Source organism: Bacillus paralicheniformis (genome assembly GCF_002993925.1).
In the GTDB taxonomy this organism is placed as follows: domain Bacteria; phylum Bacillota; class Bacilli; order Bacillales; family Bacillaceae; genus Bacillus; species Bacillus paralicheniformis.
Window position 1 is genome coordinate 2,959,854 of sequence record NZ_CP023665.1, and the last position, 12,330, is coordinate 2,972,183.

9 protein-coding genes, 1 other RNA gene and 1 other annotated feature are annotated in these 12,330 nt (G+C 47.6%); of the genes, 1 reads left to right on the plus strand and 9 read right to left on the minus strand.

Features of this window, described 5'->3' with window-relative positions:
* Positions 1–67 precede the first annotated feature (67 nt).
* The 5 genes from CP943_RS15090 to CP943_RS22325 all read right to left on the minus strand — a co-directional run bounded on the left by CP943_RS15090 (position 68) and on the right by CP943_RS22325 (position 4,858).
* Positions 68–832 (minus strand): tRNA threonylcarbamoyladenosine dehydratase, encoded by a 765-nt coding sequence (locus tag CP943_RS15090; protein ID WP_025811059.1) that lies wholly within the window; start codon positions 830–832, stop codon positions 68–70.
* A 154-nt stretch (positions 833–986) separates the two neighbouring features.
* Positions 987–1,183, minus strand: a non-coding RNA gene (gene ssrS / locus CP943_RS15095) — 6S RNA.
* Between the two features lie 68 nt (positions 1,184–1,251).
* The gene (aspS, locus tag CP943_RS15100) at positions 1,252–3,030 is read right to left on the minus strand and encodes an aspartate--tRNA ligase (protein ID WP_023855386.1); all 1,779 of its coding nucleotides are present in this window, start codon (positions 3,028–3,030) and stop codon (positions 1,252–1,254) included.
* Between the two features lie 14 nt (positions 3,031–3,044).
* Positions 3,045–4,319: a histidine--tRNA ligase gene (gene hisS / locus CP943_RS15105; protein WP_023855387.1), complete on the minus strand. Its 1,275-nt coding sequence runs from the start codon at positions 4,317–4,319 to the stop codon at positions 3,045–3,047.
* Positions 4,320–4,399: 80 nt separating this feature from the next.
* Positions 4,400–4,639, minus strand: a binding site (T-box leader).
* A 54-nt stretch (positions 4,640–4,693) separates the two neighbouring features.
* Positions 4,694–4,858: a YrzK family protein gene (locus CP943_RS22325; protein ID WP_023855388.1), complete on the minus strand. Its 165-nt coding sequence runs from the start codon at positions 4,856–4,858 to the stop codon at positions 4,694–4,696.
* Positions 4,859–5,000: 142 nt separating this feature from the next.
* Between CP943_RS22325 and CP943_RS15110 the strand changes: the two genes are divergently transcribed.
* A complete protein-coding gene (locus tag CP943_RS15110) occupies positions 5,001–6,572 on the plus strand; it encodes an N-acetylmuramoyl-L-alanine amidase family protein (RefSeq protein ID WP_199792111.1) in 1,572 nt (523 codons plus the stop codon).
* 27 nt (positions 6,573–6,599) lie between these two features.
* Here the strand turns inward: CP943_RS15110 and dtd are convergent, their stop codons facing one another.
* The 4 genes from dtd to recJ form a co-directional block, all read right to left on the minus strand.
* Positions 6,600–7,043 carry a D-aminoacyl-tRNA deacylase gene (gene dtd / locus CP943_RS15115; protein WP_020452409.1) on the minus strand — a complete coding sequence of 148 codons (444 nt, stop codon included), beginning with the start codon at positions 7,041–7,043 and terminating at the stop codon, positions 6,600–6,602.
* 13 nt (positions 7,044–7,056) lie between these two features.
* Complete coding sequence (locus CP943_RS15120) at positions 7,057–9,258, minus strand: RelA/SpoT family protein (protein WP_023855390.1); 2,202 nt, start codon at positions 9,256–9,258, stop codon at positions 7,057–7,059.
* A gap of 169 nt (positions 9,259–9,427) precedes the next feature.
* The gene (locus tag CP943_RS15125) at positions 9,428–9,940 is read right to left on the minus strand and encodes an adenine phosphoribosyltransferase (protein WP_023855391.1); all 513 of its coding nucleotides are present in this window, start codon (positions 9,938–9,940) and stop codon (positions 9,428–9,430) included.
* Between the two features lie 17 nt (positions 9,941–9,957).
* Positions 9,958–12,306, minus strand: a complete 2,349-nt coding sequence (recJ, locus tag CP943_RS15130) for a single-stranded-DNA-specific exonuclease RecJ (protein WP_105981116.1) — start codon at positions 12,304–12,306, stop codon at positions 9,958–9,960.
* Positions 12,307–12,330: the final 24 nt, after the last annotated feature.

Genomic DNA, 12,330 nt, shown 5'->3' on the forward strand with positions numbered 1-12,330 from the left:
AACGGCTTTTAGTTTTGGGATTTTGTCAACAATCTTAAACGACAGCACCGTTGCCGTCATTTTTGTATTACTTATCTTTCACCCTTTTGATCGGGATATCTTTCAAAAGCTCCATGATCACATGGCCGCCCATGATCAAGCCTGCGACTGACGGAACAAAAGCATTCGAAGACGGCGGCATCTGCGCTTTGCGAATTTTCGCTTCGTCATTTCCGACGATTTGGCGTACGTCTTCGCGGATCACGATCGGGCTTTCGTCAGAAAAGACGACTTTAATGCCTTTCGTAATGCCTTCCTTGCGAAGCCTCGTCCGGATGACTTTTGCAATCGGATCGGTGTGGGTTTTTGAAATATCGGCCACTTGGAACCTTGTCGGATCTGTTTTATTGGCCGCTCCCATGCTTGAAATGATGTTGATGTCCCGCTTCAGGCACTCTTTCATTAAGTGAATTTTATAATGAATCGTGTCTGACGCGTCGATTACATAATCCGGTTCATAAGCAAAAAACTGTTCATACGTCTCTTCGGTATAGAACATTTTTAAAGCGATGACATCACACTCAGGATTAATATCGGCGATTCTCGCTTTCATTAAGTCAACTTTCGGCTGTCCTACCGTTGAAAGTAAAGCCGGCAGCTGACGGTTGACATTGGTGATGTCAACATCGTCTTTATCGACCATCACGATTCTGCCGACACCAGAACGGGCGAGCGCTTCCGCGGCGAAAGAGCCGACCCCGCCGACGCCTAAAACGGCGACCGTGCTGTTTTTTAAAATATTTAAACCTTCTTTTCCAATCGCTAATTCATTGCGTGAAAACTGATGTAACAAGAATCTCACTCCATCTTTATTAACAGTTACCGATAGTATCTTATCATAATCGGGTGATTAAACAAGCGGTCTATTTCATTTTCCCGTCATATTTTTTCGCTTCGCCTCATAGATTATCCTATGTATGGCCGAAAAAGGCCTTTTCAAGCACAAAAAAAGTCCCGATTGTGCCGTTGTCGTATTCCTTCGTTTTGATCCCGCTCTCGGCAGGTGGGTGTTCTGTTCCAAACTTTGCAAGTCCTCCTGAGCACACGAGTGATAAGAGGCATTTGCTCCATTTGGAAACGTCGAACTCCCAAGTAAAAAAATGTTCGGTCAAAACTAGGTGTACAACAAACACATCAGGACTTTATTTGTTAAAAATGATATCATACGTCCCTTTGATTTTCAATGGGATGTACAGCCGTATATTTTACAATTTACTGTCGAACTTTGCGGTTGATTGACAGGTGCAGCTCATCGAGCTGGGCGCTGTCCACTTCGCTAGGTGCTTCCATCAACAAACAGCTTGCGCTTGCCGTTTTCGGGAATGCGATCGTATCTCTCAGGTTGGTGCGGCCGCTGAGCAGCATCACAAGCCGGTCAAGGCCGAGCGCGATTCCGCCGTGCGGGGGAGCCCCGTATTCAAACGCTTCAAGCAGGAAGCCGAACTGCTCTTTCGTCTCTTCCTCAGATAGGCCCAAAAGCGCAAACATTTTCTCCTGAACATCTTTTTCAAAAATACGGATCGATCCGCCGCCCAGCTCATAGCCGTTTAAGACAAGATCATAGGCTTGCGCTTTCATGTCTTCCGGATTCGTGTCGACCAGATCAAGGTCTTCCCGGACAGGCATCGTGAACGGGTGGTGTGCCGCATAGAAACGTCCTTCTTCTGAATCATACTCAAGAAGCGGCCAATCAACGACCCATAAAAAGTTGAACAAGCTTTCATCGATCAGATTCAATTCTTTTCCGAGCTTTAAGCGCAGCGCGCCGAGCGCGTCATTGGCGACTTCCAGCCGGTCTGCGACAAAGAGGATGAGGTCCCCTTCCTTCGCGTCAAGCGCTTCAATGAGCACCTGCTGTTTTTCGTCCTGGAAGAACTTCGCAATCGGGCCTTTCAGTCCGTCCGCTTCGGCTTTCAGCCATGCCAGCCCTTTCGCCCCGTAGTTTGCGGCGAATTCGCCGAGTGCGTCAATGTCTTTCCGCGAATATTTAGATGCAGCGCCTTTAACGTTTATCGCTTTAACCGCGCCTCCGTTTGCCACAGCTGACGCAAACACTTTAAAATCGGAATCCTTTACGTTTTCTGATACATCGGTCAAAAGCATGTCAAAGCGGGTATCCGGTTTGTCGGATCCGTAAAGGTTCATCGCATCCTGATACGACATTCTCGGCAGCGGCAGAGAAATGTCCACACCGTGCGTTTCGAGCATGACTTTAGCCATCATTTCTTCAGCGAGCTTCATGATGTCTTCCTGGTTCATAAATGACATTTCGATATCGATCTGCGTAAACTCCGGCTGGCGGTCGGCGCGCAAATCTTCGTCCCTGAAGCAGCGTGCGATTTGATAATAGCGGTCAAAGCCGGACACCATCAACAGCTGTTTGAAAAGCTGCGGAGACTGCGGCAGCGCGTAAAATTCTCCTTCATGGACGCGGCTCGGTACGAGATAGTCGCGCGCTCCTTCAGGCGTTTTTTTTGTCAACACCGGTGTTTCAATATCGATAAAGCCGTTGTCATCAAGGAAGCTGCGGACGGCTTTTGTAACGTTATGCCGCATTTTTAAGGTGTTGAACATCTCCGGTCGGCGCAAGTCGAGATAGCGGTGCTTCAACCTGATGTCTTCAGACACTTCTGAAGCCTGGTCGCTGATCGCAAAAGGCGGCGTTTTGGCCGCACTCAGCACATTGACCGATTCCGCCTGGATTTCGATTCTTCCGGTTTTCAAGTTCGGATTGACTGTTGCTTCTTCACGGGCAACGACTTTTCCTGTAATGTCAAGCACATATTCGCTGCGGATGCTTTCAGCTGTTTCAAGGGCGTCTTTGGAAACGTCGGGATTAAATACAACCTGCACAATGCCGGTGCGGTCTCTCAAATCAATAAAAATCAAGCCTCCGAGATCGCGTCTTTTTTGAACCCATCCTTTTAAAACGACGGATTCTCCGATCGCCTTCTCCGTTATTTCGCCACAATAATATGTTCGTCCAAACAAAGCGGTCCTCTCCTTTAACTTTCAGTGTTTGTTTTCAAGAAATGGATGAATTCATCAAGGCCGATGGCCTGTTGATCTCCTGTTTTCGCATCTTTGACATTCATTTGATTTTGGCTCAGTTCATCCTCGCCCAAAACAGCGATATATTTCGCATTGAGACGGTCGGCGGATTTAAACTGGCCTTTCATTTTTTTCTGTTCATAGTCGATTTCGGCGGAAATTCCTGCTTCTCTCAATTTATAAAGGAGGGATACAGAATAGTCTTTGGCTTTGTCGCCAAGTGTCACGATATAGCAGTCAATGCCTTCATCCGCTCCGACTTTCACATTTTCCGCGTCCAGTGCGGCGAGAAGACGTTCGATACTCATTGCAAAGCCGATGCCCGGCGCTTTCGGTCCGCCGAACTCCTCGGTAAGGCCGTCATAGCGCCCTCCGCCAGCAAGCGTCGTAATCGCTCCGAAACCTTCGGCATTGCTCATGATTTCAAAAGCCGTGTGATTGTAATAGTCAAGACCTCTCACCAGGTTCGGATCGACCTCAAACGCAATGCCGATGTCGGTCAGATATTGCTGCACTTTCGCAAAATAGGCTTTGGATTCTTCATTTAAGTAGTCAAGAATCGAAGGAGCGGTTTTCAGCAGTTCATGATCCCTGTCTTTTTTACAGTCCAGAATCCGCAGCGGATTTTGCCGGAGCCGTTTTTGACAGTCTGAACAAAACTCGTCGATCCTCGGCTCAAAGTGGCGGATCAGCGCTTCTCTGTGAGCGGTTCGGCTCTCTTTGTCGCCGAGGCTGTTAATGACCAGCTTCAGATTGCTGAGACCCGCTTTCCGGTATACGCTCATCGCCAAGGCAATGACTTCCGCGTCAATCGCCGGATCGTTCGAACCGATCGCTTCGATGCCGAATTGATAAAATTGGCGGTAGCGGCCTGTCTGCGGCCTTTCATAGCGGAACATCGGTCCGATGTAGTAAAGTTTCGTCGGCTGAACCGGATTAGCAAAAAGTTTGTTTTCCACAAAAGAGCGTACTGCAGATGCAGTGCCTTCAGGACGAAGCGTCAGGCTTCTTCCTTTTTTGTCAGCGAATGTGTACATTTCCTTTTGTACGATATCGGTCGATTCTCCCACCCCGCGGGAAAATAGTTCTGTATGTTCAAAAATAGGTGTCCGGATTTCTTTATATTGATACGCATGACACGTTTCTCTCGCAATCTTTTCGACGTATTGCCAGCGTTCCGATTCTCCTGGGAGAATATCTTGTGTTCCCCTTGGAATATTAAATCCCATTTTTAAATCCTCCTCATGACTTAAATGCTTTTTTTCATTTATGGAAATAAAAAAACCCCCGAACCTACTATAAAACCAATAGTAGGGACGAGAGTTATACCCGTGGTGCCACCCTAGTTGGAACGATCAACCCGTTCCCGCTCATGCCTTTAACGCAGGTTCACGTCCGCCGCCTAATTGCTCGCAAGTTCTGCCGGGCTTTCAGCGGGAAACCTTCGGAGTGTTCATTCGGTCAAGATACCGTGCAGACCGCTTTCAGCCCAGGGCGGTTCCTCTCTTTTCACGTACTCTTGCCTACTATTCTCCATCTTCAGTTCAACTCATATGTACACTAATTTATATTATAATACGAGTGTTAAGTGTGCATGTCAACCCTATTTGCGGTTCTTTTTATTCTGAATTGATTCTTTGGACGCGAGCCCCAGCTCAGTCGCCGTTTCTTCCATAAAGCCGGCTTGCTCCGGATCCGCATGATCCTTTAGATGCAGATTTGCATCTTGCTCATGGATCGCTCTGCCCATTCTTTGATTATACCTCACACAACAACATCCTTTTGATATCTTTTTTCTATAGTATAAACAAATCATTTTCATTTTATTAAAAAAACGGCAAGGAATATACGATATAGAAGAAGAAGTAGTGTTCCAAGTTTTTTACCGAAAGGAGGAGATGGGTAACAATATGAAAAAAAGAACAGTATTGATCCTATCGATGATGCTGGCAGCACAAGCAGCCTTTTATACATCGTCAAACACAGCTTCTGCAGCCATCGGGGAAGCCGTGATTGCCACCGATGAAATCAATGTCAGGAGCGGACCCGGACTGAGCCATGAAATCGTCAGCGTCGTCAGCCGGAATGAAAGCTATCCGATTCTTGAAGAGCGCGGGGATTGGGTCCAGATCCAGCTGAACGGCGGACAAAAAGGATGGGTTGTATCCTGGCTGATCAAGAAAAAAAGCCAAGTCTCCAACGGCTCTGATTCAGCGGAGGGAAAAGTCACATCTTCCGAAGCAAACCTGAGAATCAGAAAAGGCCCCGGCACTTCATATGAAGTCCAAGGCGTATTCCCTGAAGGAGAACAGGCTGACCTGCTAAAGACCGACGGAAACTGGGTGAAGATTTCCTATCAGAACATCACTGGCTGGGTCCATTCAGACTATGTCAATCAAGGTTCAGGAGCAAAACAGTCTCAATCGTCTTCATCACGCGCTTCATCAACAAAATCAGGAACGGTCGGCGTATCCACCTTAAATGTCAGAAGCACAGCTTCCCATCAAGGACGGATTACTGCGTCGCTTCAACGGAATGCAAGTGTGACGATTTTAAACGAACAGCACGGCTGGTATGAAATCGAATTTAATGGTCAAAAGGGCTGGGTCGCAAGCCACTATATTCTCGAAGGACCCAAACAGAAAAGCGGAACTTCGGAAACAAGCAGCGGCTCCGGGTCAAAACAGCAGGCCACCATCGTGTATGAAGGCACAAATGTTAGAAGCGGGCCTTCGACATCCTCAGCGATCGTCAAGCGCGCAGGGAAAGGCGAGTCTTACCCGATCGTCTCTGCAAAAGGCGACTGGTATGAAATCAAACTGTCAAACGGCGATTCCGCCTATGTGGCAAACTGGGTCGTTCAGACCGCTGACCAGTCTGGCTCAGCCGGAGATTCGAAAAGCGCAGCACCGCCTTTGGCAAAGCGGTCAAGCGCGAGCGGCACAATCAAAAATAAAACGGTTGTCATCGATGCCGGACACGGAGGACATGACAGCGGGACAATCGGAACGCGGGGGACGCTCGAAAAACGGCTGACCATCAAAACAGCAACGCTTCTTGCCGCAAAACTGAGAGCCGATGGCGTCAACGTCTATATGACGCGGAATGACGATTCTTTCGTCAGCCTTCAGTCGCGGGTCGCGACCTCTCATTATCGAAACGCCGACGCTTTTATCAGCATTCATTATGATAGTTTTCCAAACGCGTCCGTAAGGGGAAATACCGCCTATTACTACAGCCCGTCAAAAGACCGGAAGCTCGCAGCAGACGTGCAGTCCGAGATCGAAAAGCACTCGCCTCTGCCAAGCCGCGGCGTATTATTCGGGGACTACTTCGTATTAAGAGAAAATAAACAGGCCGCCGCATTGTTTGAACTCGGCTACTTGAGCCATCCTCAAGAAGAAGCGGTTGTCAGCACGAACGCTTATAGAGAAAGAGTGACAGACGGCATTAGAAGCGGCTTAGAAAACTATTTTAACTAATAAAAAAGCTCCCAAATGGGAGCTTTTTTATGCTTTCGAATCCATAATAAAGGTGACGGGACCCGAATTTGTCAGCTTGACATCCATCATTTCGCCAAATCTTCCCGTTTCGACAGCAACGCCTTTTGCGCGAAGCATGCTGTTCCACTCCTCGTATAATTGAAGCGCCTGATCGGGCTTTGCCGCTTTTGTAAAATTCGGCCGTCTTCCTTTTTTCGTGTCGCCGTACAAGGTAAACTGAGAAACCGATAAAACGGAGCCTCCGACATCTAAAAGCGACAGGTTCATCTTTTCGCCTTCATCTTCAAAAATCCGCAGATTGACTAGCTTTTCCGCCAAATATGCGGCATCTTCGCTCGTATCCTCATGCGTCACGCCGACAAGCACCATCAAGCCGAGGCCGATTTGACCGACAGTCTCGCCTCCTACCGAAACGCTTGCATCTGTGACGCGCTGAACAACTAATCTCATGACGCTTTTCCTCCTAATTCATCACCCTGCGCACGGAGTAGATATCTTTGATCTGTTTGATCCGTTCAACCACTTTATGCAAATGATTAATATTTTGAATGAAGATGGCCATATGGATCGTCGCCACTTTATTGCGGTCCGATTTACCTGACACAGATGAAATATTTGTTTTTGTCTCATTAACGGCCTGAAGAACTTCATTAAGAAGGCCGCGGCGGTCATAGCCGAGAATTTCGATTTCGACGTTATATTCTTTTCTCCGCTGCGTCTGCGGCTCATGCTCCCATTCTACTTGAATCAGCCGGTCGAGCGCTTCATTTGTTAAAACATTCGGGCAGTCCTCGCGATGGACGGATACACCACGGCCTTTTGTAATGAATCCGACGATCGGATCTCCCGGAACGGGGTTGCAGCATTTTGACAGTCTGATCAGAAGGTTGTCAACGCCTTTGACGCGAACACCCGCTTCGCGTTTTTTCCCTTGGTAAGGTTTCGGTTCAGGTGTTACATCTTGAACGCTTTTCACCTGTTCTTCCTGATCTCTGATTTTCCGTTCTTTTTCCGTCAGACGGTTTGCAACTTGAGCAGCTGTAATGCCGTTATAGCCGACTGCGGCATACATGTCTTCTTCATTGGCAAAATTGAACTTGTCGGCGACTTTCTGCAGATTCTCGACTGTTAAGACGTCCTTCACTTCAAAGTCCAGGTTTTTAATTTCTTTTTCAACCAGTTCTCTGCCTTTTTCGACATTTTCCTCTCTGCGCTGCTTTTTAAAGAACTGGCGGATTTTATGCTTAGCCTGAGATGTCTGCGCAAGGTTGATCCAGTCCTGGCTCGGACCGTACGAATGCTTGGATGTCAGAATTTCTACGATATCCCCTGTGCGCAGCTTGTAATCAAGCGTGACCATTTTTCCGTTTACTTTCGCCCCGATCGTTTTATTGCCTATTTCTGAATGGATCCGGTACGAAAAGTCGATCGGCACAGAGCCTGACGGCAATTCAATGACGTCCCCTTTCGGCGTAAAAACGAACACCATGTCGGAAAACAAATCGATTTTTAGAGATTCCATAAATTCTTCGGCATCGCTCGACTCATTTTGAAATTCCAAAATTTCGCGGAACCAGGAAAGCTTTTTATCAAAGCTTGAATCTTCATTGACATTTTTGCCTTCTTTGTAAGCCCAGTGGGCCGCGATTCCGTATTCCGCAATTTCGTGCATTTCAAACGTCCTGATCTGGACTTCCAGCGGATCCCCCTTCGGCCCGATGACGGTGGTGTGGAGGGACTGGTACATGTTCGGCTTCGGCATTGCGATATAGTCTTTAAATCTGCCCGGCATCGGCTTCCAGCATGTATGAATGATGCCTAGAACCGCGTAGCAGTCCTTGATGCTGTTGACGAGGATCCGGACTGCGAGCAAGTCGTAAATTTCATTGAATTGCTTGTTTTGCATCGCCATCTTTCTGTAGATGCTGTAAATATGCTTCGGCCGGCCGGAAAAGTCCGCTTTAATATTGACCTCTTCGACGCGGCTTTTCACTTCGTTTACGACCTCTTCGACGTACAATTCCCTTTCGGCCCGCTTTTTCTTCATCAAATTGACGATCCGGTAATATTGCTGTGGATTTAAATAGCGTAAAGCGGTATCCTCAAGCTCCCACTTTATTTTTGAAATCCCAAGGCGATGAGCCAGCGGAGCAAATATTTCAAGCGTCTCATTTGAAATTCTGCGCTGCTTTTCCTGCGGCAGGTGCTTCAAGGTTCTCATGTTGTGAAGACGGTCCGCCAGCTTGATCAAAATGACGCGGATGTCCTGAGCCATAGCCACAAACATTTTCCGATGATTTTCTGCCTGCTGTTCTTCCTGTGATTTATATTTAATTTTCCCAAGCTTCGTGACGCCGTCGACAAGCATCGCAACTTCTTCGTTGAATGCTTCCTTTAAATCTTCAAGCGTTACGCTCGTATCTTCCACCACATCATGGAGAAATCCTCCCGCTATTGTGGCGGGGTCCATTTCCAAATCGACGAGGATACCCGCGACCTGGATCGGATGGATAATATAAGGCTCGCCCGATTTGCGGTATTGTTCGCGATGTGCGTCTTCCGCGTACTGATAAGCCTTTTTTATAAAAGCAACATGTTCATCGGAAAGGTAACTTTTCGCCTTCTCAATGACTTGCTCAGCGGTTAATACTTGTTCGTTCGCCATGGAATCACCTTTTTTATAATTGAAAACTGTATTGTAATTATTATCAAGAAAAATGTCACAGATGTAAAGAGAAGAAATTCAAAAGGACTTTTGCCGGCCCCGGAATACTATATGAATAGGAAAAAAAGCACCCGCTTTTTATGAGTGCTTTTTATAGTATAAAATTTGTTTAGTATTGCATCAAGGTTAAAATATCATATCCGTCCAGTTTATTTCTTCCTTCAAGATATGTCAGTTCGATCAGGAAAGCGATTCCGGCTACGACGCCGCCGAGCTCTTCAACCAGCTTGATCGTTGCTTCGATCGTCCCGCCGGTTGCAAGCAGGTCGTCAGTGATCAAGACGCGCTGCCCCGGTTTAATGGCATCTTTATGGATGGTCAGGACATCTTTTCCATATTCCAATCCGTAGTCGACTTTGATGACTTCACGCGGCAGTTTGCCTTCTTTGCGGACAGGCGCAAATCCTACCCCAAGCGAATATGCGACAGGGCAGCCGATGATAAATCCTCTCGCTTCAGGTCCCACGACAAGATCGATCTCTTTTTCTTTCGCATACGTTACAATTTGATCTGTCGCGTAGCGATAGACGTCGCCTTTGTCCATCAATGTTGTAATATCTTTAAATTGTACGCCTTCCTTCGGGTAGTCCGGCACAATTGTCACATACTTCTTCAAATCCATCTGTCTTCATGTCCTCCTCATACTTTATAAGCGACGGCGTTTTCCGCCATCCACTTATCCAGCCACTGTTTAAGCTCATCCGCCGAAGAATAAATGAGCTTTTGCTCCAATTCAATCAGGCGCTGTTTTTCCCGGTAGGTTTCAGAATCTGTCAGATCGCGCTTTTCGGCATGATAAACAACAGATAAAACACCATTCTCTATTGTAACAAAACCGAGCTCAAAAAACACCTTTGTCATAAAATCAATTGTGTCTTTTGTCCAGCCTTTATGTCTGGCAAGCTCCCCGCCGTATTTCGGCAAGTCAAAAGAACCTCTTTTCAGGAGGAAAGCATAGTACCATTTAAAATATTCCCTAGTTGGAAATGTTGAGAAAAAATGTTCGTCTGATTGATAAAAAATCAGATAAATGCGCTCCAGTTTTTTGCCTTTTATCACTTGGTCAAAGATGTCGAGCGACGGCGGAATATCTATAAATACCGCATAGCGGCTCTCAAGGACGAGACGCTCTGCATCTTCAGAACCGCTGATGACGGTCAGCTCTTCTTCAAGGCCTGTCCCCGCAAGCTTCGCTTTGGTTTCCTCACGGAAGCAGATGCACGCCCGTTTCGCAGGATCCAGCTGCAATATTTTTTCTTCCCATGACCGTTTTCCCCGCAGATCAAACAGCTGCCATTCATTGACGGCCGCATCTTTGATCATCAGCTGCGGTTTTTTTCTGTTATTCCACTCGTTAATCGACAGTTCCCCGACAATCGAGATCTTTGCTCCAGGAACGATTCCGTCTTCGATGGCGCCTTTATAAAATCCGATGCAATCAAGCTTGTTCTCGCCGTCTGCCAGCACAAGCTTCAAGTGATTCTTGTTGGCGCCGATTTTCCTGGAATCATCAATTTTAACGTCGCTGACAAGGACGAAGGGCTTCGGATTTCCCGTGCCGAACGGCGCCAGCATGTTCATTTCGGCAATGCTGTCAACCGTGATATCTTCGAGCCGGCAGCACAAATCGACGTCTTGAACGGGAATAAAATCTTCCTCGGTCAGAACCGCTTCAGCCTGACGGTTGATTCTCTCCCTTAGTGCCGAAACATCTTCCAGGTTGAGCGTCATTCCGGCTGCCATCGGGTGCCCGCCGAAGTGCGGGAGAATATCCCGGCACTCCGAGAGATTTTGAAATAAATCAAATCCTTTGATGCTGCGCGCAGATCCTTTGGCAATGCCTTTTTCTTCATCGATACCGAGAACGATGGCGGGCCTGTAATACCGCTCGACAAGCTTTGAAGCCACGATTCCGACGACACCGGGATTCCAGCCCGGCCGCGCCGCGACGATCACCGGCCGGTCAAGCCCTTCCTCCTCGATCATCTGAACGGCTTCCTCTGTCATCTGATTGACGATTTTTTGGCGCTCCTTGTTCAAGGCGTTGATATCTTCGGCCAGCTCTTCCGCTTCTGTTTCGTCTTTTGTGTTCAGGAGGTAAACGGCCGGGTCAGCCTGTTCAATTCTGCCGACCGCGTTTAAGCGGGGCGCAATTTGAAAACCGATGGTCTCTTCATCCGCACTATGTATCTCCGCTCCGGCAATTTTGGTCAGCGCCTTTAATCCGGGGCGCTTCGTTCTCCTGAACTGTTCCATGCCGCGCTTGGCAATCTGCCTGTTTTCATCATGAAGCGGCACAAGGTCGGCAATCGTGCCGATCGCACAAAGGTCGAGCAAATCTTCCGGGAGCTCTCCGTTCAAAGCGTGGGCTAGCTTAAATGCGACACCGACGCCGGCAAGCTCTTTAAATGGATAGCCGCAGCCCGGCTGCTTCGGATGAATGATCGCATAGGCATCCGGCAAAACGGGTCCCGGCTCATGGTGATCCGTAATGATCAAATCGACGCCAAGCTCTTTAGCGACTTCAGCTTCATGAACGGCGGCAATGCCTGTATCAACTGTGATGATCAATGAATAGCCTGATTCTTTGATCCCGCGAAAGGCCGCTTCGTTCGGGCCGTACCCTTCTTTAAAGCGGTCAGGTATATAAAAATCGGCTTGTGCTGAACATTTTTTCAACATTTGCAAAAGGACAGTCGTGCTTGTCACACCGTCCGCATCATAATCGCCGTAAATCATAATCTTTTCTTGATCTGAAATTGCCTGTTTGATTCGCTGTACAGCTTTTTCCATATCTTTCAGCAGATAAGGATCGTGAAAAACTGCATCCTTGCCATTTAAAAATGAAGATGCTTTGTCGGCTGTATCGTAACCTCTCATGACAAGCAATGAGGCGGCAAGGGGAGTAATGCCTAATCTTCCGGCGAGCTGCTCCACCTTTTCTTTGTCGGGCGTTTGCACGTCCCAACGCATTTTTGACGCTAACATAAATTCACCCCTCAACCACACTAT